At 70.4% G+C, this 24,847-nt stretch carries 17 protein-coding genes; 10 read left to right on the top strand and 7 right to left on the bottom strand.

The features are described 5' to 3' along the window. Positions 1-90: 90 nt before the first annotated feature. From ABZ928_RS34485 to ABZ928_RS34470, 4 genes are read right to left on the bottom strand one after another with little or no spacing between them, the layout of a single operon-like run. Positions 91-1,416 (bottom strand): amidohydrolase family protein, encoded by a 1,326-nt coding sequence (locus tag ABZ928_RS34485; RefSeq protein ID WP_361527625.1) that lies wholly within the window; start codon positions 1,414-1,416, stop codon positions 91-93. Continuing rightward, positions 1,413-3,005 (bottom strand): FAD-dependent oxidoreductase, encoded by a 1,593-nt coding sequence (locus ABZ928_RS34480; protein ID WP_361527623.1) that lies wholly within the window; start codon positions 3,003-3,005, stop codon positions 1,413-1,415. Before ABZ928_RS34480 ends, ABZ928_RS34485 begins: the two co-directional genes overlap by 4 nt. Then, positions 3,002-3,907 (bottom strand): alpha/beta hydrolase, encoded by a 906-nt coding sequence (locus ABZ928_RS34475; RefSeq protein ID WP_361527621.1) that lies wholly within the window; start codon positions 3,905-3,907, stop codon positions 3,002-3,004. The genes ABZ928_RS34480 and ABZ928_RS34475 overlap by 4 nt, the downstream gene beginning before the upstream one ends. A gap of 19 nt (positions 3,908-3,926) precedes the next feature. After that, a complete protein-coding gene (locus ABZ928_RS34470) occupies positions 3,927-4,760 on the bottom strand; it encodes an alpha/beta hydrolase (protein ID WP_361527619.1) in 834 nt (277 codons plus the stop codon). Positions 4,761-5,352: 592 nt separating this feature from the next. On the opposite strand from ABZ928_RS34470, the gene ABZ928_RS34465 reads away from it, so the two are divergent. From ABZ928_RS34465 to ABZ928_RS34440, 6 genes are all read left to right on the top strand, one after another. Then, positions 5,353-6,825, top strand: a complete 1,473-nt coding sequence (locus tag ABZ928_RS34465) for an ATP-binding protein (protein ID WP_361527617.1) — start codon at positions 5,353-5,355, stop codon at positions 6,823-6,825. Between the two features lie 461 nt (positions 6,826-7,286). Then, positions 7,287-10,226 (top strand): AAA domain-containing protein, encoded by a 2,940-nt coding sequence (locus ABZ928_RS34460; RefSeq protein WP_361527615.1) that lies wholly within the window; start codon positions 7,287-7,289, stop codon positions 10,224-10,226. A gap of 157 nt (positions 10,227-10,383) precedes the next feature. After that, entirely contained in the window at positions 10,384-12,564 is a 2,181-nt protein-coding gene (locus tag ABZ928_RS34455; RefSeq protein ID WP_361527613.1) for a DEAD/DEAH box helicase, read from the top strand. Between the two features lie 148 nt (positions 12,565-12,712). Beyond that, positions 12,713-13,042: a hypothetical protein gene (locus tag ABZ928_RS34450; protein WP_361527611.1), complete on the top strand. Its 330-nt coding sequence runs from the start codon at positions 12,713-12,715 to the stop codon at positions 13,040-13,042. A gap of 1 nt (position 13,043) precedes the next feature. After that, a complete protein-coding gene (locus ABZ928_RS34445; RefSeq protein ID WP_361527609.1) occupies positions 13,044-14,072 on the top strand; it encodes a hypothetical protein in 1,029 nt (342 codons plus the stop codon). Continuing rightward, positions 14,069-15,751 (top strand): hypothetical protein, encoded by a 1,683-nt coding sequence (locus tag ABZ928_RS34440; protein ID WP_361527607.1) that lies wholly within the window; start codon positions 14,069-14,071, stop codon positions 15,749-15,751. Before ABZ928_RS34445 ends, ABZ928_RS34440 begins: the two co-directional genes overlap by 4 nt. Positions 15,752-15,919: 168 nt before the next feature. Here the strand turns inward: ABZ928_RS34440 and ABZ928_RS34435 are convergent, their stop codons facing one another. Next, complete coding sequence (locus tag ABZ928_RS34435; protein ID WP_361527605.1) at positions 15,920-17,599, bottom strand: APC family permease; 1,680 nt, start codon at positions 17,597-17,599, stop codon at positions 15,920-15,922. Positions 17,600-17,737: 138 nt separating this feature from the next. Next, entirely contained in the window at positions 17,738-18,637 is a 900-nt protein-coding gene (locus ABZ928_RS34430; RefSeq protein ID WP_361527603.1) for a LysR substrate-binding domain-containing protein, read from the bottom strand. A 108-nt stretch (positions 18,638-18,745) separates the two neighbouring features. Between ABZ928_RS34430 and ABZ928_RS34425 the strand changes: the two genes are divergently transcribed. After that, entirely contained in the window at positions 18,746-19,576 is an 831-nt protein-coding gene (locus ABZ928_RS34425) for an oxidoreductase (protein ID WP_361527601.1), read from the top strand. An 85-nt stretch (positions 19,577-19,661) separates the two neighbouring features. On the opposite strand, the gene ABZ928_RS34420 is transcribed toward ABZ928_RS34425, so the two are convergent. Continuing rightward, on the bottom strand, positions 19,662-20,768 hold the full coding sequence (locus tag ABZ928_RS34420) for a pyridoxal-phosphate dependent enzyme (RefSeq protein ID WP_361527599.1): 1,107 nt from the start codon (positions 20,766-20,768) through the stop codon (positions 19,662-19,664). Between the two features lie 172 nt (positions 20,769-20,940). Here ABZ928_RS34420 and ABZ928_RS34415 point away from each other — a divergent pair, with 172 nt between their 5' ends. From ABZ928_RS34415 to ABZ928_RS34405, 3 genes are all read left to right on the top strand, one after another. Continuing rightward, positions 20,941-22,497: a S8 family peptidase gene (locus ABZ928_RS34415; protein ID WP_361527597.1), complete on the top strand. Its 1,557-nt coding sequence runs from the start codon at positions 20,941-20,943 to the stop codon at positions 22,495-22,497. Positions 22,498-22,659: 162 nt separating this feature from the next. After that, positions 22,660-23,814, top strand: coding sequence for a DUF4190 domain-containing protein (locus tag ABZ928_RS34410; RefSeq protein ID WP_361527595.1), 1,155 nt, complete (start codon positions 22,660-22,662; stop codon positions 23,812-23,814). A gap of 147 nt (positions 23,815-23,961) precedes the next feature. After that, a complete protein-coding gene (locus ABZ928_RS34405) occupies positions 23,962-24,714 on the top strand; it encodes a GntR family transcriptional regulator (protein ID WP_361527593.1) in 753 nt (250 codons plus the stop codon). The last annotated feature ends 133 nt before the right edge of the window (positions 24,715-24,847 follow it).

The following is a 24,847-nucleotide window of genomic DNA, read 5'->3' as shown; positions in this document are numbered from 1 at the left end:
GGCTCTGGGGGGCGCGTGGCCATCGCGCCACGAGGACGGGGTGTCGTGCGCGTCGGCGCGCGGTTCATGCGTGGGGGCCGTTGCGGTATGTCAGCCGGGGGAGCCCGCGGGCCGGATGCTGCGCAGCAGCCGTTCTCCGGACTCGCGTAGCTGGTCCTTGACCTCGTCGAGGCCGGATGCGAGCAGGACGTGATCGCGTTTGCGCCACGTGCCGGCGACCATCACGGCTTCGATGTTGGCGATGTCGGCGTGCAGGACCGTGGCGATGGGGTCGTGGGCTGGCCACAGGTTGAGCGCCCGGGCGTCGACGGCGACCAGGTCGGCCTGCATGCCCACCTCGATCCGGCCCACCTTGTCCGCCAGGCCCAGTGCCTTCGCTCCTTCGACCGTGGCCCAGGCAAGCGCCTGTTTGCTGGTGACCGACGGTGTGTTGGCGTACATGCCGGTCGTCTGCCGGTGGTGGGCGTGGTCCAGGCCGCGCTGGTGGGCCAGGGCGATCCGGGCGGCGGTGAGGACCGTACCGGGTACGGCGGTGTCGATGTCGGTGCCCAGGGAGGGTGCCGCGTCCAGGCGCAGCAGGCATCCGGTGATGGGGGTGCCGTGTCCCTGGCCCAGTTCGTTCTCCGGGGTGGTGGTGAAGGTGACGCCTGCCTCGACCAGCGTCTTCAGCCAGTCCTCGGGCATCTCGGCTCCGTGCACGACGTTGGTCAGGGGGCTGAACAGTCCGGCGTTGCGCACGGCCTCCCAGCCGGGTGCGGGTTCGCCGCCGCTCTGGTGCATCGAGACGACGAGGCCGCGTTCGGCGCTGGCCCGGAAGTCGGCCACCGCGGTCTCGGCGGAGGAGTACTGCGGCCCCTGGAGGGCCATGGCCAGGGTGAGGAGGGCGTGCTCGTGGACGGGGCCGTCGAGCAGCCGGTCGATCTCGGCGAGCGGGTGAGGAGTATCCGGGGAGCGATAGGGCGTGCCGTGCAGGAAGACGGCGCGGATCCCGGCCTGGACCAGTCCCTCGACGGCTGCGTCGGCGTGCTCGGGCGAGAGGGCGTTGTGGCACCAGTCGCCCACCGTGGTCGTCCCGCAGTTGAGCTGGTTGAGGGCGCCGGCGAGGTTGCTGACGTGCATGTCGGCAGGGGTGTAGTGCCCGACGCACTCCCCGTGGAGGTGGGTGAGGTACTCCATCAGCGTCCAGTCGGCGCCCGCGGAGCGCAGCGCGGTCTGCCAGGTGTGCAGGTGGGCGTTGACCAGACCGGGGATGAGGATGCGGCCGGAGAAGTCGACGACCTCCGCGTCGGGCCCCTCGATGTCCTCGCCGATGTCGGCGATGGTGTCGCCGTCGACGAGGATGTCGACCTGCTCGGCGTCCGGCCGGTCCGGCGTCATCGTGATGACCTGCGCCCCGCGCAGCAGTATGCGGCTCATTCAGTGGCCCCCGAACCGGGGGAGGCGTGGCTGGGCTGGGACATGGTGCGGCTCCTTGCCTGCGGCGTCATTGCCCGCACGGCGGATTGTGTGGCGGTGAGGAAATCCGACGTGGCGATGTGCCCGATGTAGCCGTCGGGACGGATCAGCAGCAGCGTGTCGCCGGTCAGGCCGTAGGCACTGCGCAGCGTGTTCTTGGGGTCGGAGAAGGCGCGGCCGTCGCTCGCGGGCGATCCGGCGGTCAGCCGCTTCAGCTGGGCGCCCGTCGTCGGCCATTCGAGGAGTTCGAGGTCCCGGGCGGCGGCGGGGCCGTAGGCGATGGCGGTGAAGTGCGGTCCCTTCATGAGGTTGAACAGGCGGGTCTCGGCGCCGTCGGCGCCGAGCAGTTTGGCGTCCGGGGCGCGGTCGCCCACGCGCAGCGTGCTGGTGCCGCCGCTGTCGGCGGGGGCGAGCGGGCCGCCGTAGTAGGTCAGGGAGAGCTGCTGCTCGTCCTTGCCGCGCTTCATGCTGGAGGGGTCGAGCTTGGCGATGCCGCCCCACTTCTCCGTGGACAGGCCCAGGACCCCGGCGGCGATCGGCTGCCGCTCGGCCTCGTAGGTGTCCAGCAGGGCCGGGTCGGCTCCGGCGAGGACCTGGCCGAGCTTCCAGCCGAGGTTGTAGCCGTCCTGCATACCGGTGTTCAGGCCCTGGGCACCGGCCGGGGTGTGGACGTGCGCGGCGTCGCCGACGAGGAAGACACGTCCGCGGCCGTAGTGCTCCGCAAGACGGATGTTGGGCCGGAACACGGACTTCCAGTGGATCTCGTGCAGCTGGATGTGCCGGTTGCGGGTGTGGGAGTGGATCCGGTCGATGATGGCGCCGATCTCCTGGGGCGGCTTCTCGTCGGGCGTGAGCCGGATCATCCACTGGAACATGTCGCTGTCGGGGAGCGGGCAGGCGCCGATGAGCTTGCCGCCGAGGCCGGGCCACATGTGCCACCTGTTACGGGCCAGGCCACTCACGGAGGCATCCACGATCAGCACGCGGTCGGCCTCGTCCGTCGTCCCGACGAAACCGATGTCGAGCTGCTTGCGCACCGCACTGGAGCCGCCGTCGGCCCCCACGGCATAGCGGGCGACGATCTCCTCGACCCCGTCCGCGCCCACCACCTTGGCGACCACCGTGTCCTCGTCCTGCGTCAGCTCGGTCAGTTCCTTGCCGAACTCGACCTCGCGGCCGAGCTCACTGAGCCGGGCGTGCAGGGCGCGGTCCGTGCGGAACTGCGGGATCAGCCAGGTGTTCGGGTACGGGACGTCCGGGGTTGCCTCTTTGTGGGGGAACATCTTCCACGGCACACCGATGGGTCCCGCATGAAGCCCGAGCTTGGGATAGATGTCGCCGCCGGCCAGCACGTCGTCGAGAGCGCCGAGGTCTTCGAGGACTTCGAGGCTGCGGGGCTGAATGCCCTTGGCGCGCGAGCCGTCGAAAGCGTGGGGGGACCTGTCGACGACCCGGACGTCGAGTCCGCGCCGTACGAGATCGATCGCCAAGGCGGAGCCCGAGGGGCCGGCACCGATGATCAGTACGTCGATGGCCTGCGGGTTGTTCATGAGTCGAGCCTTTCGGTGCGTGCGGACACGAACGGGACGAGCCGTTCGGCGACGTCGCGAGGCCGTTCGTATGGGGCCATGTGCCCGCATTTGGTAATTACATGATGTTTGCGAGGCTTCAGCAGAGCGCGTGCTGTGTCGAATTGCGCCGGCGGCGTGACGTTGTCCTCGTCGCCCCACAGCAGCAGCGTCGGAATGCCCAGTGCCCCCGTCCGCCGGAAGAGGTCGTCCCGGCCGCTGAGAGGCAGGTGCTGCAGGGTGTCGAAGACCGCGTACAGCGAGCCCTCGAAGCGGAACGCGTCGAGGACCATCTCGGTCAGCTTCGCGCCGCGCTCGGGGTCGCGGACGTTGTGCCCGAGGTGCCCCTGGAGCAGCTGAAGGCCGCGACGGCGGGCGACCGCCCCGGCCAGCAGATCGCTGCGCAGCAGCCGGTCAGGGGAGGCCAACTTCGGTTTCGCGAGACCGGCGGGGCCGACGATGGTGAGAGTGGACACCGACGCGCGGTACTGGGCGGCGTACGTCATGCTGACCAGCGCGCCCATGGAGGTGCCGACCAGGTGCAGGGGCCGCGCCGTCAGGCCGAGCCGGTCCGTCAGCTCGGCCAGCTGCCGGGTGAACAGCGTCTCGTCGTATCGCGCCTGTACCCGGTCGGAGTAGCCGCGGCCGTAGGCGCTGCAGGTCAGCGTGCGCAGCCCGCGGGCGTGCAGCTCGCTGACGAGGCCGTCCCAGTAGAACAGCGGGATGGTGAGACCGCCCGCCATCAGGACCACGTCCCCGTCCTCGGGCCCCGTCAGCTCGTAGTGGGTGACGCCGTCGGACAGCTCGATGAAACTGCCGCGCAGCGCCCCCCGCGAGTCGGCGGTGAGCTTGCGGTCCTCGCCCGGGGCGACGAAGTACTTCATGGAACGGGCCTCCTTGCCCTCAGTTCGCGGGAGTGTCGGCGCAGGAGCCGAGGAACTTCGCGATCGCGTCCGCGACCCACTGCGGTTCCTCCTCCGGCAGCAGATGTCCGCCGTCGGGGTGGACGAGCTCCCGGGCGCCGGGGATGTCGCGGGCGAAGTGCTGGCCGTCGATGCTCGCGCTGCGCAGCACCAGCGTGGGTACCGTGATGCGGGGGATCTGCGCGCTGCGGTCCGGCTGGTCGGTGTTGCAGAAGTCGACGAAGGCCGAGCGGTTACCGGGGCGGCTCATGAGCTGATAGGCGCGGTCCACCATGGCGTCGTCCACGATCTGCGCATGCGGCTCGACGGCCTCGCGCAGGCTGCGCTCGATGGCCCCGCGCGGCATCACCCGCCTCAGCAGGGGCCGCACCAGCGGGTTGCGGGTCAGGCGCATCCCCGCGGGCACCGTCTTCTCCGGGTAGCCGGTGGCATTGACAAGAACCAGGCCGGTCAGCCGCTCCGGATGATCCAGCGCGACGTTCCAGGCGATGTTGCCGCCCAGGGAATTGCCGGCCAACGCGTAGCGCGGCACGCCCAGCGCTTCCGCGAAGCCCGCCACCGTCGCGGCGTACGCCGGGATGCGGTAGTCGCGGTCCTTGCGCGGGCCCGTCAGTCCGAACGCCGGCAGGTCGGGACGGATGACATCGAACGAATCCGACAGCAGATCCGTCGCGCGGTCGAAGTGCTGCAGGGATGAGGCACTGCCGTGCAGCAGCACGAGTGCCGGGCCGTGCCCAGCACGCTTGTAGTGGATCCGCAGGCCGTCCACCTCGACGAACCGGGAATCGGGCTGGGGCTCAGACCAGATACTCATAATGGATACACTGTTACCGATATGGTGGTCGTGTCAAGCGGAAGTCCCCGTGTGTTACGGCCATGGTGGTCTTGAGCGAGGAGATGGATCAGTTGGTGCGCCGCGCTGCCGGTCGTCCGCCGGGTGTGCGGGATCTGTGAACGCTCGCGCGGGCTCCGAGGTCTGGACGTGCATTCTGGCGGTGGCCAGGCGGCGGAGCCGGCCGTCGGTGTCCTGGAAGACCGCGAGCGAGCGCGGACGCTGTGCCGCCCTGCGAGGTTCGACGCGGTGGCGCGAGCCTGATGTGGCGTGCGTAGAAGTTCCTCAGACTTCAGGCGCGTGCGGGCGCTGCCGGGTAGCGTTGGCGACCTTGGGTCTTCTCGTACTTTGTCGCGCATCCCGTGCTGGGATGGTGCTGGGATGCGCCTGCGTTTTCGCAGGTCAGAGCCTTGTCGTGGAATCCCGCTTCAACGTCTAGCGGGCGCACGCGCGCCGACAGGGGACCGACTCTTCGGAGTCGGGCCCTTTGCGTTTTCCCGTGCCGGGTTCCGTCCCCGATGGGAAGGTAGGGGTACGATTTATAGAAGTGCGCCCCTATCTTTCGGAGGCTCGGGTGGACAAGCCGTCCGACATGTTCGACCGCGACTACGAGTGGGCGGCGCTGGGCCGGTTCATCAGTGATCCGCAGCCCGGGGCAACCCTCGGCGTGGTCTCCGGGCGTCGCCGCCAGGGCAAGACCTTCCTCCTGGACGCGGCCTGCCGAGCCGCAGGGGGCTTCTACTTCGGCGCGACCGAGGCCACCGACGCCGAGTCTCTGCGCAGGATCAGCGCTGCGCTGACGGAGCACTCCCGTCCTGCCAGCCCCTATCACTTCGCTTCCTGGGCGGAGGCGATCGACGCGCTGCTCGCACTGGGCCGCGAGCGACCGGTCCCTGTCGTGATCGACGAGTTTCCGTATCTGGTGAAGGCCAATCCCGAGCTTCCCTCACTCCTCCAAGAATCCCTGCGGCCGTTGCGCGAGCAGCGCACCAACTCGCGCACCCGCCTGCTGCTGTGCGGCTCGGCCCTGTCCTTCATGGGCAAGCTGCTGGCCGGGAACGCTCCGCTGCGAGGCCGCGCGGGCCTCGATCTCCTGGTCAGGCCGCTCGACCACCGGCTCGCCGCGGACTTCTGGGAGATCACCGATCCCCGTCTCGCGCTCCAGGTCCACGCCGTTGTCGGCGGCACCCCCGCCTACCGACGCGAGTTCGCCCGCGGCGACACCCCCACCGGCCCCGACGACTTCGATGCCTGGGTTACGCGCACCGTCCTCAATCCGGAGACCCCGCTGTTCCGTGAGGCCCGCTATCTACTGGCCGAGGAACCCGATATGCGCGACACCACCCTGTACCTGGCAGTGCTGGCGGCCGTCGCCGAAGGCAACGCCACCCGGGGCGGCATGGCCGGCTATCTCGAGCGCAAGGCCACTGACATCGCGCACCCCATCAACGTGCTTGAGGATGCGGGACTGCTGCACCGTGACGCCGACGTGTTCCGCGAGAACCGGCCCACATATCGCATTGCTGAGCCGCTGATCGCCTTCTATCACGCGATCATGCGCCCGGTCTGGGACCAGTTGGAACGTCCCGGGAGCGCTGCCCGGGTCTGGCAGGCCAGCCGCCGCCGCTTCGCCAGCAACGTACTGGGCCCGCACTTCGAACAAGTCTGCCGGGACTGGGCCCTGCACCACGCGGACCCGGACCAGCTCGGCGGCCTGCCCGCCCGCGTCGGACACGGAGTTGTCCACGACCCCAAGGCCCGCACCGGTCACGAAGTCGACGTAGCGATCATTGGCGTCGCCGACGGCGCCAAGCCTCCGCTCCTGGCGATCGGCGAAGCCAAATGGAACGACACCATGGGCGTCGCCCACCTTGAACGGCTCCAGCACATCCGCGACCTCATCGCGCAGACCGGACGCTACGACACCACCCACACCCGGCTCCTCTGCTTCAGCGGTGCAGGATTCAATGACAAGCTCAGCCACTCCGCCGAAGCTGCCCCTGGCATCCAGCTCATCGACCTGCCCCAGCTGTACGGCCGCGCCTGAAACTCGTTCGAGCCCCGTTCCTTGGCGGGATTGCCGGTAGTCGATCCAGGGCCGAACTGATACCACTGATCAAGATCCGGGCAGCACGGTCGTAGTGGGGGAACGTGGGCTGGCAGGAAGAAGTCGTCTCGGCGCTGGACGCCTGGGTGGCACACGAAGGCGTACCTGCGCGGGAGCCACGGTGGCGCCCTCTGGGGCGAGCGGTGCGAGGCCGGAAGCCCGGGGAGTACGTAGTCGACGTGCGCGGGTCCGAAACCGGGACGGACCAGCTCCAGGGGGACAGTCTGCGACTGGCCGGACCTGATGAGAGCGACATCGACGCAGGTCACTCCCTGCTCGACGTATACAGGGACGGCACCGCGCTTCGAGTGCGTGTCCCGGAGTTCGCGGACCCGGCGGATCCCTGGCTGTGGATGAAGCCGCAGCCCACCGGATTCCTCGTCAAGGCGCTGCGAGAAGGCATGGCCTCGCTCGCCGATGCTCCGCTGGCCCATTTCATGGCCAGAGGCGAGGCGGGCACGGGGCGGCTCGCTCCCATCGGACTGCCGCCGGGCACGCTCTTGCCGGCCCAGGACCGCGCCTATCGGGCATGCCTGGGCGAGGGGCTGTGGCTGGTGTGGGGGCCACCGGGCACGGGCAAGACCACAGTCCTCAAACGCGCCATCAGCGATCTCGTCACCCGGGGGAAACGAGTCCTGCTGGTCTCGGCCACCAATATCGCTGTGGACAACGCCCTGTGGGGCGTGGTGAAAGAGCGACGGCACGGCGATGGCGAGCTCGTCCGCGTGGGACCGCCTCACCTGAGGGAGATCGCGGAAGACGCGAGTGTCTGCCTCACGCTGATGGTGCGCCACCGATTGACCGAAACCGACGAACGCCGCCGTGCTGTCGCCGCCCAGCTGGTCGAAGCCCGGGAGCGGGCCCGGAAGTTGGAGGAGCTGGAGCGGAGTCTCACGGACTTCGACGCTGTGGCGTACGCCGCGGACCGTGTCCGACTCGACGATCCTGCCCGAGCGTCCGCGGCTTTGGAGCAGACGAGCGATCAGGCACGCCGGGATGCCAAGGACGCCGAGGACACTGCCGTACGGCTGGAACGGTCCTACCAGGCCGCGCTCGAAGCGGTGAGGGTGACGAAGCAGGCTCAGACCGACTGGAAGTCGTACGACGAGTATCAGGAGAGCCTGGACCGACTCCGCCTGGCAGTGACCGACTTGGAGGCGAAGGCACTGCTCGCCGGCAGTGAGTGTGCGGCGGTCCAGGAGCTCGTGGACGGCCTTGAACAGCTGAAGGGTTTTGCGAGGCGCCGGGCGAAGCAGGAACGGGAAACCGCGCGCACTCGACTGGAGACGGCGCGCGCTGACGCCCAGCAGGCCGGTCAGAAGGCGGCGGACGCCCGGTCGGTCCTGGCCCGGCAGGAGGACGCCGTCGCGATGCAGCTGGCGGCGCTCGGAGCTCGGATTCCGTTCAGCAAGCAGGAGATCGTGCTCCGGCAGACGACCCTGCAGAAGGCGGAGAAGGCCCTGGAACAGGCCCGGCGACACCATCTGGCGGCGGGCGCCCATCTGGCCGTTCTCGCCAGGGAACTTGGGCTTTCCCAAGCGGCAGAAACTCGTGTCGAGGAGGCCGAACGACTCGGCCACCCCCGACGCCATGCACAGGTGGCGGACCTGAAACCCCGGGTGACGGAGGACCAGAAGTACCGGCCGGCGCTGGAACGCCGTCATCGCGAACTTCAGGAGGAGTACGACAAGCTTGCGCGGGACGCCCAGGGCGAGATCATTCGCGGTGCCAGGGTCGTCGCCACTACCCTGGCCCGCTTCCGTACCACGAAAGCGGTCTTCGAGGGTGAATACGATGTGGTCCTGGTCGACGAGGCCGGGGCCGCGACCCTGCCCGAGGTCCTCCTTGCCGTGGGAAAGGCGAAGACCACTGCGGTCCTGCTCGGGGACTTCATGCAGCTCGGTCCTGTACTCCCGCAACTCGACGGAAGCAAGCGGCCCGACGTCGCCCGCTGGATCCTGCGTGAGGTCTACGAGCACTTCGGCATCGAGTCCCCCATGGCGGCAGTGAATCACCAAGGCTGTGTCGTACTGGATGTCCAGCACCGCTTCGGCTACGACGTCATGAGTCTGGCGAACTCACTCGCGTATGATGGCGTGTTGAAACCCGGCCCAAGTATCGAGCAGCGCGCGGCACGGCGCGCCTCGGACGACCCCGAGATCGTGATCATCGACACCGACGGGTTGCAGAACCTCGCCCAGGTCCACCGCACCGGCCGCCGCAAGGGATGGTGGCCGGCCGGTTCCCTGCTCGCGCGGGCCCTGATCGACCTGCATGGACAGGACGGTGAGGAGGCCGGTGTCGTGACGCCGTACCCGGTACAGGCCGAAGCCACCCTGGAGGCGCTCCGGGACAACGAGGGCACCGGCAGTCGGCTCGCCGAAGTCGGAACGGCTCACCGTTTCCAGGGGCGTGAGTTCCCCGTGGTGATTTTCGACACCGTGGAGGACGACTACGGTGACGGTCTCTGGATGTCCCAGGCGTCCCGGGCTCCTGGAGCATCGGCCTGGGAGCGCAATGGGGTACGACTCTTCAATGTCGCCGTCACCCGCGTTCAGACCAGGCTCTACGTTGTGGGAAGCCGAAGGCGCATTCTTGCTGCGGGTGAGCAGACCGCCATGGGCAGGCTTGCCGCCCTCGTCGGCGGCCGACGCGTCCGCACGGTTCCGGCCACTCAGCTGATCGCCCCAGGCGGGCGGCCGGACATTCCTCTCGGTCCGTTCGGCACGCGTCTCGCCGACGTCCTCTCCCGCCATGTCGAAGTCTCCGACGTCGACGACGAGATCTCGTTCTACGAGACGTTCGCCGCGCGGCTGGCCGAAGCGCGCAGCTCCTTGTGGATCTGGTCTCCGTGGACTGCGAAACGTCTCATCGGGCTGCTGCCGGTGCTGGACGCGGCCGTGCGCCGAGGAGTGCGGGTGACCGTCTTCGTCCGTGATCCCTACGACACGGGTCAGAAGAAGCAGGCCGATCTGGTCAGGAAGCTTCGGGCAGTGGTGCAGACGGTCGTCCCCGTCAACGTCATGCACCAGAAGATCGTGGTCATCGACGAGCAGACGGTACTGCTGGGCAGCCTCAACTCCCTTTCGCAGAGCCGCTCACGTGAGGTCATGCTGACCATCAGGGGCGGTCACTTCGCACGCAAGATCCTGGCTCACGAACACGCGGAGGACTTTGCCGAACCCCCTCGGTGCGATGCGTGCAAGGGGGCGGAAGTGGACCTGCGCCGCCGGGCCGACGGGTCCTGGTACTGGCGATGCTTCAACCGGATATGCCCAGCGCGGCGAGGGAGCCAGGCGTGGGAGAAGGCTGTTCGGTTCAAGTCAGGGGCACGGCGCTAGCCGGATCCAGCCCAGCGAGCGCAGCGGTGTCATCGATGGACAGCCTTGCCCTCATGGTGTGGGAAGTTGGAGACAGAGAGGCGAGTATGCGTTCGGTCCTGCCTCTCGGCGGGGCCGACGCCGTTTCGGACCCGGCGCGAGGCGAGGGGCGTGGGGCGTGGGGCGTGGTGAGCGGGATGTGGTCGGGCGGGGAGCACGGCTGTACGAGGCGGCGCGGGCGCTGGCCGCGGATCACGGCAGGGCCGTCGAGGCGGTACGGGCCGCGCTGACGCCGATCCTCGACGCGGCCGTGCAGCGGGAGCTCGACGCCATCCCGGTCGCCCGGCTGCGGGACGCCACCGAGGGGCGGGTGCAGTTCGGGGCCGTGGAGAAGAGCGGGCTGCGTACGGTGGGGCAGGTGCTCGAAGCGGGCCCCTACCGGCTGCTTCAGATCCCGGGCGTGGGCAGGCGCACCGCCGACCACATCCTCGGCGCCGCCCGTCGGCTCTCCGAGGCCGCGCACGAGACGGTGGCCGTCCATATCGACGTGGACCGGCCGGACCCGGCCACCACCGCGCTCGTCATGGCCCTGCACGTGCTCGTCGAGGCCGGTCCGGACGCCCGGCGCGCGGTCGACAAGGCCCAGGCCCTGTCGAAGCGGCTCGGTCCGTCGCTGACCGAGGCCAGGCCCGCCACCGGACGGCTCCGGCTGCTGCTGGCCGGCGAGGAGAAGAGGGTTCGCGCGCTGGCGGCGGTCGCCGGGATCCGGGAGCTGCTCGACGATGCGGAGCAGTCGGGGCTGCCCCAGCTGCTCGCCCAGGCCTCGGTGGACCTGCTGCGGGGTCCGCCGTCCGACATCGCGGCCTGGGTGGACTTCGAGCTCCGCTCCGCCGAGTACTACAGCCTGCTCGCCGAGATCTCCGGGCCGTCGACCGACGTGGCCGCCGCCGAGGGCTTCCTGCCCGAGGAGATAGCCGAGCGGGTGCGCACCCAGCACCTCGACGACTCGCGGCGGCGGGTCTCCCTGCGCGGCTACCAGGCGTTCGGCGCACGGTTCGTCCTCGCGCGCCGCAAGGTGATCCTCGGTGATGAGATGGGCCTGGGGAAGACCATCCAGGCCATCGCCGTACTGACGCATCTGGCGGCCGAGGGGCAGAGCCACTTCCTGGTCGTCTGCCCGGCAGGAGTCCTCGTGAACTGGATCCGGGAGATCGAGGCCCGCAGCACCCTGCGCCCCGTCGTGCTGCATGGCCCCGACCGGCCCCACGCGTTCGCCGACTGGAAGGGACGCGGCGGGGTCGGCGTGACCACCTTCGAGGCGCTGCGCGGTTTCCCGGTGCCGGGCGGCGGAGAGGTCGGGCTGCTCGTCGTCGACGAGGCGCACGCCGTGAAGAACCCCCAGGCCAAGCGGTCCCAGACGGTCGCCCAGTGGGCGGAGCACTGCGAGCGCGCCCTCTTCATGACCGGCACCCCGATGGAGAACCGGGTCGGGGAGTTCCGCAACCTCGTCGGGATGCTCGACCGCGACCTCGGGGCGTCCCTGAGCGAGGGAGACGCGCCGGGCGGCTCGGTCGCCTTCCGCAAGGCCGTCGCCCCCGTCTATCTGCGCCGCAACCAGCAGGACGTACTGACGGAACTCCCCAGCCTCCAGCGCACCGACGAGTGGGAGGAGCTGAGCGCGGCGGACGAGGAGGCCTACCGGGACGCCGTACTCGAAGGCAACTTCATGGCGATGCGCCGGGCCGCGTACGCGCGCCCCGAGAAGTCGGCCAAGCTGGACCGGCTGCGGGAGATCGTCCGGGAGGCCGGCGAGAACGGGCAGAAGACGTTGGTCTTCTCCTACTTCAAGGACGTGCTCGGGGTGGTGGCGGAGTCGCTCACCGCCCAACCAGCGGGCGGCGTCCGGGTGTTCGGGCCGCTTACGGGAAGCGTCCCGGCCGCGCGGCGGCAGCAGCTCGTCGACGAGTTCGGCGTGGCCCCGGGACCGGCGGTGCTCCTGGCACAGATCCAGGCGTCCGGCCTCGGGCTCAACATCCAGGCCGCCTCGGTCGTCATCCTCTGCGAACCCCAGACCAAGCCCACCCTCGAACACCAGGCGGTCGCCCGCGCCCACCGCATGGGACAGGTCAGGCCGGTCCGGGTGCACCGCCTGCTCGCCACCGGGGGAGTGGACGAACGCCTGGTGAAGGTGCTGGAGAACAAGAACCGCCTGTTCGACGCGTACGCCCGGCGCAGCGCCGTCGCCGAGGCCACCCCGGACGCCATCGACGTGTCCGACACCGAACTGGCCCGCCGGATCGTCGAGGAGGAGCAGGCCCGCCTCGGCCTGCCGGACGGGGAGCGCACGGCGCCCGAGTGAGCGGGGCCGCGCGCCCGAGTGAGCGGGCTTCCGCCGCCGTGCCCCGAGCCGGTCCCCCTCTCCCGAGATCCGTCCTCGCCGTCCTCCGGATGACGCGGCCCCAAATGGGTACGCTGGTACGGGTGTTGGCACATGGGGGAGGCTGTGCATGGCGACCAGGATCTCGGTGTCCGTCAAGGGGCTGACCGGGCTGGACGATCCCGACCGGATGCTCGCCGAGCTGGAGTCGGAGACCGGGCTGTCATGGCGGCCGGAACCGGTCGACGAGGGGCGGGTGCTGTCCGGCGGCATCGTCGAGATCATCCTCGTGGCGGTGGCCGTCAAGGGCGCAGAGATGACCCTGGAGGCGACGGTGGCCGCGGTGAAGCGGGTCGTCGAGCGCTGGCGCCGCGAGCGGCTTGAGCCACCCGAGGCGACCGTCGACACCGAGCCGGTGCCCGACCCCCCACCCACCCCCGATACCCAGCGAGGCGACTGACATGGCCTTCCGTGCGGTGGTGATCGGACCCGGGCGGTACGCCCCGGACTCCGGGATCGACAGTCACCCGTCGATCGGCGCGAGCGCGCGCATGTACGGCGAGGTCCTCGCCGCCGACGGGATGTGGGGCCCGGACTCCTGCCGGGTTCTCGGCGAGGAGGACGTCCAGACGACCGGCGGCGTCATGAAGGCGCTGAAGGAGGCCGCGGACGAGACGGGGCCCAACGACATACTGCTCGTGGTCTACGTCGGCCACGGCCAGTACTGGAGCGACCTCCCCGGCGCCCAGGTGCACTTCTCCGTGGGCTCCTCCCACCAGGACAAACCCTGGACGTGGCTGTCGAGTTGGTACGTCTACCGGGTCATGCGCAAGGCCAAGGCGCGGCTGAAGGTGCTCATCGCCGACTGCTGCTACTCCAACCTGCTGCCGCAGCTGGGGGAGGAGCCGCTGCTCCCCGGTGTGCTCGGCGAGTTGGACGAGGGCACCTGTGTGTTCACGGCCGTCAAGAACCTCAACTTCGCCTCCGCGGACGGCTGTTCCTCGCTGCCCGGCGACCTCGCGCAGTGCACGCCGTTCAGCGGGCACCTGCTGCGCATACTCCAGAACGGCACGAAGGACTACAACCATCAGCTGACCATCGGCCTGCTGCGGGAGGCCGTGAAGCGGGAGATGGAACGCTGCCCCGCCGCCCGGCACCAGGTGCCGAGGATGTCCCTCAACGACGCCCGCGACGGCACGCCGCTGTTCACCAACCGCATGGAGCCCACCCGCCGCGACCTCGCGCCCCAACTCCCGGTCGCCCCCGAGGAATGGGTCAGGACGCTGATGCTGGACCGGGACGACCGGCTGGAGGAGCTGCTGAAGGACGCGGGGAAGACCGGTGACGTCGTCGCTCTCCTCAGCGCCCAGCCCGACGAGGCCAGCCGGCATCTCGCGTCGTACATAGACGACCGCGCCAACACCGCGTTCACCGACCCTGTCGCCTTCGCCCGCTACTGGAACCAGGTGGACAAGGTCCTGCGCGTATGAGCGACGGCCAGGAGGCCAAGGGCTCCGACAACGGGGCCGCGGAAGCGTGGAGCGTCGGCTACGAGTGGGTGACCACCTGCTCGGTGGAGACCTTCAAGCGCCGTATGAAGGCCATACGGGAAGGCAAGGTCTCGGTCTCCGAGCCGCGGCCCGCCACCGCTATCCGGGCCCTGCACGCCTTCGCCCTGAAACGCTCCATCGACGAACTCATCACCTCCGCCAGCGAGTTCCCCAACCGGGACGCCATCAACCTGCTCGCCACCGCCGCGCTCAGCCGGAACATCCTGCAAGCCGCCGAACTCGCCATCAAACAGTGGGACGCCGAGCAGGCGAGCGACGGGAGCGGCCTGCGGCTCACCTACGGCGTCATCCACGACATCGCCTGCCAGCGGACCGTCCTCGATGTCGCCGTGTTCATCCGGGAGTGCCGACAGGCCGGAAAGCAGGAGATGGTGGACCGGACCGTGAGCGTGTTCACCACGCCCGGCTCCGGACGCACCAACCTCGACAAGGCGCTGCTCTACATCGCGCTGCGTGACGAGAACTGCGCCGAGGAAGCCGCCGAGTTGCTGCGCCAGGCCCTCTTCGCGATCACCGACGACGGCTCGCTGGAGGCCTCGGACAACGTCCCCAGGGAGTTCCAGGACCTCGCCGGAGCGCTGCACGAACTCAGCCCCTCCGAGCGGATCCTGGAGGAGTGGATCGACGCCCAGCTGCGGCTCCTGGAGCACGTCCACGACACGCGGCGGATCATCGCCCAGCTGATCGCCACCGGCACGGACCGCCGCGACACCCTCATGGAGCACGTCGGCAGACGGCGCTCGCAGTACGACATCGTCGAGATCTGCGGCCAGTTGACGAAGGAGTCGCTCACCGAGAAGTGCGAGGGGATCCGGCGGCACGCGGCGTGCCGGGAGAACCTGGAGGAGCTGGCCGAGATCGTCCGGTTCTGGCACGAGTCCGAGATCCTCACCCGGACCACCAAGGATCTGCTCGCCGACATCGTGGCCGGCGGCGACGGGAAGGCGCGCTCACCGCGCGAACTCGACCGCCTGGACACGGTGTTGGGCAACGTCAACGCCGACGCGGAGTGCCGGCGGCTGCTGCGGTTCGCCGCCGCCGTGCACACCGACGGCCGCACCGGCGCCGACCTGGTCGCCCTGCTCGGCCGGATCGAGGGCACCCGGGACCGCAACCGCGCGGCCCAGACGATCGCCCAGCGGCTCGCCGTGCACATCCTCGAACAAGGCGCCGGCGCGGCCCTGTTCGTCGAGTACGTCGAGGGCCTGCGCGGCGCGGGACGCGGCGACGCCGTCTACCTCGCCTGCAAGGAACTGGCCGACCCGCCCGACTCCGTACGGCAGTCCGCGGGCTCCGGCGCGGTCATCGCCGAGATCGCCTCCCGGCTCTACGACCACCCCGACCAGGCGCTGCACAAGGACGGCTGGGACCTGCTCGAACGCTGCCTGGAGAACGAACAGCGGGTCACCCCCGAGGACGTCGTGGTGATCGTCGAAAGACTCTGCGCCAGCCGGCTCCCCGAGGAGGACCGCCACTTCCTGCTCCGCGCCACGGTCGGCCGCTGGTCCGACACCCACCGCCGGGAGGCGGCCGTCAAGGTCCTGCGCGACGGCGGCTTCCACGACGAGGCGGGCCAGGTCATCCGCTCCCTGCGCTAAGCGCTCCGCTGGATGTGCGGCGACGTGTCGGCGTTCGTCTGCGGCGCCGTCGTGGCTGGTCGCGCCCACGCGGCGAAGCCGCACATCGATACAGTCCCGCGCCCGTTGGCGGCGCTGCCGTACCGCAGCCGACGTCACCGGGTCCGCTCAGCCGTCATTGGCCGGCCGTCACTCGCTGACCCCGCTCGCCGCCGGTTTCGGCAGCATCGGCGGTACCTGTGCCATGTGCCGGCGGGATGCCACGACCAGGCCCTGGAAGGACAGCAGGGCCGTCCCGACCGCCAGGGCGCCGAGGGTCCATTCGTGGTGCTTGCCGAAGGACGTCCCGCCCACCAGGGTGAGCAGCATGAGCACCGAGAGGTAGCCGATCAGCCAGATCGCCCCCTGGGCCGCGGGGCTGGTGCGCCAGTCACGGAACAGGGTGACGTGCACCTTCGCGTCGTAGACCCGTCCGAAGGCGGGCAGCAGACGGGCCAGGATCGGCAGGAACAGCAGCAGCGCGGAGCCCAGGGCGAGGGTCAGCATGCCCCGCCACAGCGACCCCCAGCCCGCCCGGTGCAGGATCAGCGCGATGAGCGCGAAACTCGTCCGCGCCAGGACCTCGTGGACGCGTCGGCGCGTTCCGGAGTGGCCCGGCAGATGGTCGTGGAGCGACACGAGGACGACGCCCGGGACGGCGTAGACGACCAGTGTCAGGACGCCGGTGATCTCCACCAGGGTCATCCAGCTGCCGCCGACCGCCACCAGCACGGTCCCCGCGACGAAGAAGTCGACGAGCAGCACCAGCCAGTAGACGTCGTACCGCCGGTTCAGGGTCGCCTTGCGGGCGGTCTGCAAGCCCCGGTGGGTGAGATGGGCCCGGCTGAGCGCCGCGACCTCGCGCGTCACAGCGTGCGCGAAGACGAGCCCGGCGCCCATGGGGGAGACCACGGCGACGACCCTGAGCAGCCAGCCGACCCAGATCAGCCCGGCGAGATCCGCGAACTGGGCGTACGGATTCGACTCCCCGGCGCCGGGACTGCCGTACCGGGTGAAGACCACCTGGAGCGCTATGTACAGGATCATCGAGCCGACGATCGTCCCGAACACCGCCCGCCGCAGCCGGGCCGCCTCTCCTATCCCGCGCCGCTTGATGTTCCCGGCGAGATCCAGCGGCCCCTGGAAGCCGACGTACGCGAAGATCACCCCGCTGCTGACCACCGCGCCCATCGCCGCGTCGGGGCCGAGACCGTGGCTGGGCCGGCTCTCGGGGACACCGTCGGGGCCGAAGGCGGCCACGATCAGCAGGACGACCGCCAGGACGGGTACGGCGATCTTCGCCACCGTCAGCCAGGAGTTGATCCGGAAGAAGATCCGTGGGGCGACCAGGTTCACCGCGGCGATCACCGCCATGAACGTCATCGCCCACCACCAGCCCATGGGCGTCAGGGTGCCGGACTCGTCCAGCAGGTCCTTCATCCACGGGTCGAGGCCTCTGACCATCGCGACGGCCTCGCTGGCCAGATTGATCGCGTAGAAGATCCACAGACCGGCCGCGACGACCGTCGCCACCAGCGCGCCGCTGCTCTGGAGAGGCCAGAAGACCAGCCCGCCGGTCTTGGGCGCGGCGGTGCCCAGCTCGACCATGACCGCGGCGATGAGGAGCATCAGCAGCCCGCCGAAGACCCAGGCGAGATAGGCGTCCGAACCGGCCTTCTTGTACGCCTCGTGCGTACCGAGGAGCCAGCCCGAACCGATCACTCCGCCGGCCGCGAGACCGACGAGATGGAACACCGACAGCCGCCGCTGCTCGTCGTCGTCCTCGAACTCCCCCGGCTGACTGCTGCGGGGCTCCACCGTCTGCACCATCCGCCCCGTCCCCCCGTGTCGCGTCGGCGGCTCCTCACGCACAGTGGCGACAGGGTACCCCCCGTGCTTCCTGTTGCGCCCGAAGTCCGTTGTGCCGATCCGGTGTTGAGGCGTAGGTGCTGAGGCGTACGGCCGTGCTCATCCGATGCTCAGGCGTACGGCCGCGCAGGCCTCCGCGTATCCCCGCACCAGCGGCCTGCGGTCGCCCTTGCGCCAGGCGAGGACGTAACGGCTCGGGCTGACCCCGCGCACCGGCCGCGTCACCACCCCGCCCAGGCTGATCAACGGGGTGTTGCCCGCGGCCACCAGGCAGATCCCGAGACCGGCGACCAGAGCCTCGTACGTCTCCTCGGTCCCCGCGATCTCCGCGCCGACGCGGACGGTGCGCCCCGGGTGTTCGTCCAGCGCGAGCCAGTAGTCGCGCAGCGGGCCCGCGCTGCGGGGGAGGGCGAGGAACGGCTCGTCGGCCAGGTCGGCGAAGTCCAACTCGGCCCGGTCCGCCAGGGGATGGCCCTCCGGGAGGGCGACCAGGCGGGGCTCCTCGGCGACCACCGTCCACGTGTAGCGCTCCGCGTCGGGCAACGGCAGCCAGACGAAGGCGACATCGGCGTCCCCGTCCGCGAGCCCCGCGGTCGGGTCGCTCCAACTCACCTGCCGCACCTGGAGTTCCGCGTCCGGATGGGCGGCGGTGAACCGGGACCGGACGGCGGGGAGCAGCCCACCGCGCCCCGGACTGGTGCTCATCCCCACGACCAGCGTGCTGCGCCGCGTCGCCAGCGCCGTCGCGCCCTCCGCCCACGCGTCCAACACCCGCCTGGCGTACGGCAACAGCGCCTCGCCCGCCCCGGTGAGCGCCACACCGTGCCGGTCCCGCCGGAACAGCTCGACGCCCAACTGTCGCTCCAGCGCCCGCACTTGCTTGCTCAACGCGGGCTGGGACACGTACAGCCGCTCGGCGGCGCGGGTGAAGTGCAGTTCCTCGGCCACCGCGAGGAAGTAGCGCAGGTCCCTGAGATGCACGTCCGTGGTCATAGCCATCGGTTATCACCGTAGGTCTTGGACGGACAAGCCGCACCCGCAGCAAGCTGGTTCACGAGCCACCGACACCGACACGACACTGACACCGACATTGGCAGGAGATCCGAGATGAACAAGGTCTGGCTGATCACGGGCGCGAGCAGCGGCTTCGGGCGGGAGATCGCCAAGGCCGCCCTCGCCGACGGCGACATCGTCGTCGGCGCCGCCCGCCGGCCCGAGGCGCTGGACGACCTCGTCGCCGCCCACCCCGACCGGGTGGAGGCGCTGCGCCTGGACGTCTCCGACACGGCGGCCGCCGAGGCGGCGGTACGGGACGTGGTCGCGCGGCACGGGCGGATCGACGTACTGGTCAACAACGCGGGCCGCACGCACGTCGGCGCCGTCGAGGAGACCGGGGAGGAGGAGCTGCGCGCCCTGTTCGACCTGCACTTCTTCGGTCCCGCGGCGCTCGTGCGGGCCGTCCTGCCGTCCATGCGCGAGCGGCGTTCCGGGGCGATCGTGCAGATGAGCAGCATGGGCGGGCAGATGTCCTTCGCGGGCTTCGGCGCCTACAGCGGCACGAAGTTCGCCCTGGAGGGCATGTCCGAGGCGCTCGCGGACGAGGTCGAGGAGTTCGGCATCAAGGTGCTGATCGTGGAGCCGGGCGCCTTCCGGACCTCGCTGTTCGAGGCGGACCGGGCGGGCGTCAGCGCCGACAGCGGGGTGTACGCCAAGGTGAGCACCACCCGCGGTTTCGTCGCCGGCGGCCACGCCTCCCAGCCCGGCGACCCGGCCAAGGCGGCGGCCCTCATCCTGGCCGCGCTCCACGCTGACCGCACCCCCCTCCGCCTCCCGCTCGGCGACGACGGCGTCACGGCGGTCCTGGCCCACCTGGACCAGGTGCGCGAGGACATCGCGGCGTGGGAGAAGAGCACCAGGGCGACGGGCTTCGACGACTGACGGCCTGGGATCCGGGCCCCAACCACCCATCCGACAACCCCAACCACCCATCCGACAACCCCAACTACCCCTCCGTCAGCACCAACTACCCCTCCGCCACCCCCGACTTCAGCCCCGCCCCGCACAACGGCACCACCCCCCTCCGCTCCCCGAGCACCCCCTCCCGCACCGCGGCCCAGCAAGCCACCCCCGTCGCCTCCACGAACAGCCCCATTGACGCCAAGTCCCTCTGAGCGTGCCGGATCTGATCCTCCGTCACGGTGACGAAGGTGCCGCCCGACTCCCGGACCGCCCGCAGGATCTGCCGGGCCCGGGGCGGGCGGGGGATCGCGATGCCCTCGGCGAGGGTCGGCGCCACGGCCGTCGTACCGACGAGATCCTCGGCGCCGTCCTGCCAGGCATGGGCCAGCGGGGCCACCGCCGCGGCCTGGACGGCGTACAGGGCGGGCCGTCGGTCGATGAGGCCGCCGGCGTGGAGTTCGGCGATGGCGAGGGCCGCGCCCAGCAGGAGCGTGCCGTTGCCGACGGGGAGGACGAGGACGTCGGGGAGGCGGCCGCCGAGGTCCTCCCAGAGTTCGTGGACGTAGGTCTTCGTGCCGTGCAGGAAGTACGGGTTGAAGACGTGGGAGGCGTAGAAGGTGCCGTCCGCGTCCGCCGCCTCGCGGGCCGCAGCCGCTGCCGCCTCACGGTCACCGGCGACCACCTCAAGCCGCGCCCCGTGCGCCCCGATCTGCTCCAGCTTCTTCGCCGACGTGCCCTCGGGGACGTACACCGTGCAGGGCAGCCGCGCCCGGGCGCAGTACGCGGCGATCGCCGTGCCCGCGTTGCCGCTGCTGTCGGCGATCACCCGGCGCGGTGCGAGCCGCAGCGCGAGTTCGGCGAGGAGCACCGCGCCCCGGTCCTTGAAGGAGAGGGTGGGCATCAGGAAGTCGAGCTTGGCGGTGACGCCTTCGCGGAGGGGGACCAGCGGGGTGCGGCCCTCGCCGAGGGAGACCGTGGGGGTGGCGAGCGGCAGGGTCTCCGCGTACCGCCACAGTGAATTCGCCCTCCCGGTGAGGGACTTGAGGGGTGCCGGGGTCGGGTGGAAGTCGAGGTCGAGGGGGCCGCGGCACACGGGGCAGCACCAGAGAAGCGAACCGCCGGGGACGCGGGTGCCGTCGGTGGGGCAGTAACAGTCCGGCAGTGGGGTCATGATCGCAGCGTAGAGGGGGCCCCGCGGCCCTTCGCGGTCCTTGCGGGGCCCCTTGTGCAATTCCTGCGGAGGCATCAATCTTTCGGCGGGCGCACAGCGGCCCCACAGGAAATTGACATGAGCACATAGAGAGTCCCCGCGAACGCACCACCGATTGAGGAGGATCCCTCAGATGGCAGTGATGCGTAATCGAAGATACGCAGTGCTCGGCGCGGCAGTGACCGCCGCCCTCGCCGCGAGCCTGGTCTCCGCCCTCCCCGCCACGGCCGCTCCCGAAGGCCGCATCCAGTACGAGGGGGCGGCCAACGCCGTCGCCGACAGCTATGTCGTGACCCTCAAGGCGGACACCAAGGCGGGCTCGGCCCAGGGCCGGGCGCTCGCCGCGCGGTACGGCGCCGACATCGAGCGCACGTACACCAAGGCCCTCAACGGCTATGCGATCGAAGCCTCCACGGCCGAGGCGAAACGTCTCGCCGCGGACCCGGCCGTGGCCTCCGTGGTCCAGAACCGCACGTTCTCGATCGAGGCGACCCAGCCCAGCCCGCCCTCCTGGGGCCTGGACCGCATCGACCAGAAGACGCTCCCGCTGAACAGCTCGTACACCTACCCCGACTCGGCGGGCACGGGCGTGACGGCGTACATCATCGACACGGGCGTCCGCATCACCCACAGCGACTTCGGCGGCCGCGCCCGCTACGGCTACGACGCCATCGACAACGACAACACCGCCCAGGACGGCAACGGCCACGGCACGCACGTGGCCGGCACGGTCGCCGGCACCTCCTACGGTGTCGCCAAGAAGGCGAACATCGTCGGCGTCCGCGTCCTCAACAACTCCGGTTCCGGTACGACCGCCCAGGTCGTCGCCGGCATCGACTGGGTCACCGCGAACGCCGTCAAGCCGGCCGTCGCCAACATGTCCCTCGGCGGCACCGCCGACACCGCCCTCGACACGGCCGTCCGCAACGCCGTCGCGTCGGGTGTCACCTTCGCGGTGGCGGCCGGCAACGAGACCACCAACGCCTCCACCAGGTCACCCGCGCGCGTCACGGAGGCGATCACGGTCGGCGCGACGACCTCGACGGACGCCAAGGCGAGCTACTCCAACTACGGCTCCGTCCTCGACCTGTTCGCGCCCGGCTCGTCCATCACGTCCTCGTGGAACACCAGCGACACCGCCACCAACACCATCTCCGGTACGTCGATGGCGACCCCGCATGTCGCGGGCACGGCGGCGCTGTACCTCGCGGACCACCCGACGGCGACCCCCGCACAGGTCTCCTCGGCGCTGGTGAGCCTCGCCTCCACCGGCGTCGTCACCAGCCCCGGCACGGGCTCGCCCAACCGGCTCCTGAACGTCCCCGGCGGGACCGTCACCCCGCCCGGACCGCGCTTCGAGAACACCGCGGACTACGCGATCGCCGACAACTCCACCGCGGAGTCCCCGGTGACGGTCTCCGGCGTGACCGGCAACGCGCCCGCGGCCCTCGCCGTAGAGGTCCACATCGTCCACACCTACATCGGCGACCTCCAGGTCCAGCTGATCGCCCCCGACGGCACGGCGTACACCCTCAAGGCGTACGGCACCGGCGGCAGCGCGGACAACATCGACACCACCTACTCCGTCAACGCCTCCTCCGAGGTCGCCAACGGCACCTGGCGGCTGCGGGTCAGCGACAACGCGGCACTGGACACCGGGCGGATCGACGCCTGGGCGCTGCAGTTCTAGGACGACAGGGGCAGCCGACCTCGCGCGGACTCTCGAAGGCGCGAGGCCGGCCGCCCGGATCGTCGTATTCGTGACCGCCGTTCCGCCCCAGCTCACCCCGCGCTTACCATGCGCCCAGTCGTACGCAAGTTCCCACCCGACTGAGCCAGGAGCACGCCGCCCGTGTCCATACCGCCGCCCCCCGGCCCCCAGCAGCCCCAAGGGCCGTACCCGCCGGGCCCGTACACCCCGCCCGGACCCTGGGGCTACGGGTACGGCGGATACGCGCAGCCCGTGCCCGTCAACGGGGTCGCCATCGCCGCGCTGGTGCTCGGGATCCTCTGCTTCCTGCCGGCCGTCGGGCTGGTGCTGGGGCTGATCGCGCTGAGCCAGATCAGGAGGAAGGGCGAGCGCGGCAAGGGCATGGCGGTCGCGGGGGCCGTGCTGTCCACCGTCGGGCTCGTCCTGTGGACGGTGACGCTGTCCACCGGCGTCGCGTCCGACGTCGTCGAGGGCTTCAAGGACGCCGCGAGCGGCCGGGACACCGCCTACGCGCTCGCCAAGGGCGACTGCTTCGACTCCGGCACGGGCTCTCTGACGGGCGAGGCGTACGACGTCGACGAGGTGCCCTGTTCCCAGGCGCACCACGGCGAGGTGTTCGCGGTCGTCACCCTCCCCGCGGGCCCCTTCCCGGGCGACGACGAGCTCACGGACACCGCCGACGACAAGTGCTACGCGCTCCCCGAGACGTACGCCATGGACGCCTGGGCGGTACCGGCGGATGTGGACGTCTACTACCTCGTGCCGTCGAAGGAGAGCTGGACCTTCGGTGACCGCGAGGTCACCTGTCTGTTCGGCAACGTCGACGAGAAGAAGAGCCTGACCGGCTCGCTCCGCAACGACGAGACCACGCTCGACGCCGACCAGCTGGCCTTCCTGAAGGCCTCCAACGCCCTCGACGAGGTGCTGTACGAGGAGCCCGTGGACTACGCCGAGGACGACCTCGCGGCCAACAAGGACTGGGCCTCCGACGTCGCCGCCGCGTTCGGCGAGCAGGCCGGGGCGCTGCGCGGCCACTCCTGGTCCGCCGGGGCCGGCGAGCCCGTGGCGGACATGGTCAAGGGCATGGAGGCGGCCCGGAAGGAGTGGACGAAGGCGGCCGCCGCCAAGGACGTCGACGGCTATTACGAGCACTACGACATCGCCTACGACTTCGTGGACGGCGAGAGCACGGTCACTGCCCGCGAAGCTCTGGGCCTGGCCACCACCGTGCCGTCGTACGACGAGGACGACGGCAGCGGGGGCGGTGGCGGAAGCGGCGGTGAACTCGATGTGTGATCGCCTCCATAGCGGGGAGAAAGTGCCTGCGTAAAGCCCGGCGCGGGCACATGTCACTACATCGAGTGATTCCCTGGCCTTTGCTTGCATGGCGGAACCCACGGTTGCCACGCTGTTGCTGTCTGTACAACCTGATGGGAGCGGCCAGTGACATTCGGTGAGCAGCCGGCGTATCTGCGTGTCGCGGGTGATCTCCGCAAGAAGATCGCCGACGGTTCGCTGCCACCGCACACCCGGCTGCCCTCACAGGCCAGAATTCGCGAGGAGTACGGCGTCTCGGACACCGTGGCCCTGGAGGCGCGCAAGGTCCTGATGGCCGAGGGGCTGGTCGAGGGCCGCTCCGGCTCCGGGACATACGTCCGGGAGCGTCCCGTGCCCCGCCGGGTCGCCCGCTCCGGCTTCCGCCCCGACGGCGGGGCCACCCCCTTCCGCCAGGAGCAGGCCGACGGCGACTCGCGCGGCACCTGGGAGTCCAGCAGCGCCCAGGCCGAGGCCAGCGTCGCCGTCGCCGAGCGGCTCGCCATCCGGCCCGGCGACCGCGTGATGTGCACCAAGTACGTCTACCGGGACAACGGCGAGCCGATGATGCTCTCCACCTCCTGGGAACCCCTCGCCGTCACCGGCCGCACCCCCGTGATGCTGCCCGAGGAGGGCCCCCTCGGCGGCATGGGCGTCGTCGAGCGCATGCGGGCCATCGACGTGATCGTGGACAACGTGACGGAGGAGGTCGGCGCCCGCCCCGGCCTGGCCGAGGAACTCCTGGCCCTGGGCGGTGTCCCCGGCCATGTGGTCGTGGTCGTCCACCGCACGTTCTACGCCTCCGGCCGCCCCGTCGAGACCGCCGACGTAGTGATCCCGGCGGACCGCTATCGGGTCGCCTACCACCTTCCGGTGAAGTAGCGCACGCCGCTTCGGCAGTTGACCCCAGTACCCGTCCAACCGGGGCCCATGCGAACGCCGTTGGAATCTGGCCGTTCTCGCAGGTGACCCCGGGCGTGCCCGCACCCTTCTGACCGGACGCATTCCCGCCCCC

The organism is Streptomyces sp. NPDC046909, from assembly GCF_040644695.1.
Classification (GTDB): Bacteria; Actinomycetota; Actinomycetes; order Streptomycetales; family Streptomycetaceae; genus Streptomyces.
This window is presented reverse-complemented; position numbering and strand designations above follow the sequence as displayed.

Excerpts from the sequence above, each read along its gene's own strand:
- ABZ928_RS34415 (WP_361527597.1), top strand. The coding sequence starts at position 20,941 with ATGGCAGTGATGCGTAATCGAAGATACGCAGTGCTCGGCGCGGCAGTG.
- ABZ928_RS34480 (WP_361527623.1), bottom strand. The coding sequence starts at position 3,005 with ATGAACAACCCGCAGGCCATCGACGTACTGATCATCGGTGCCGGCCCC.
- ABZ928_RS34445 (WP_361527609.1), top strand. The coding sequence starts at position 13,044 with ATGGCCTTCCGTGCGGTGGTGATCGGACCCGGGCGGTACGCCCCGGAC.
- ABZ928_RS34470 (WP_361527619.1), bottom strand. The coding sequence starts at position 4,760 with ATGAGTATCTGGTCTGAGCCCCAGCCCGATTCCCGGTTCGTCGAGGTG.
- ABZ928_RS34440 (WP_361527607.1), top strand. The coding sequence starts at position 14,069 with ATGAGCGACGGCCAGGAGGCCAAGGGCTCCGACAACGGGGCCGCGGAA.
- ABZ928_RS34485 (WP_361527625.1), bottom strand. The coding sequence starts at position 1,416 with ATGAGCCGCATACTGCTGCGCGGGGCGCAGGTCATCACGATGACGCCG.
- ABZ928_RS34450 (WP_361527611.1), top strand. The coding sequence starts at position 12,713 with ATGGCGACCAGGATCTCGGTGTCCGTCAAGGGGCTGACCGGGCTGGAC.
- ABZ928_RS34425 (WP_361527601.1), top strand. The coding sequence starts at position 18,746 with ATGAACAAGGTCTGGCTGATCACGGGCGCGAGCAGCGGCTTCGGGCGG.
- ABZ928_RS34430 (WP_361527603.1), bottom strand. The coding sequence starts at position 18,637 with ATGGCTATGACCACGGACGTGCATCTCAGGGACCTGCGCTACTTCCTC.
- ABZ928_RS34420 (WP_361527599.1), bottom strand. The coding sequence starts at position 20,768 with ATGACCCCACTGCCGGACTGTTACTGCCCCACCGACGGCACCCGCGTC.
- ABZ928_RS34435 (WP_361527605.1), bottom strand. The coding sequence starts at position 17,599 with ATGGTGCAGACGGTGGAGCCCCGCAGCAGTCAGCCGGGGGAGTTCGAG.
- ABZ928_RS34475 (WP_361527621.1), bottom strand. The coding sequence starts at position 3,907 with ATGAAGTACTTCGTCGCCCCGGGCGAGGACCGCAAGCTCACCGCCGAC.
- ABZ928_RS34460 (WP_361527615.1), top strand. The coding sequence starts at position 7,287 with ATGGCCTCGCTCGCCGATGCTCCGCTGGCCCATTTCATGGCCAGAGGC.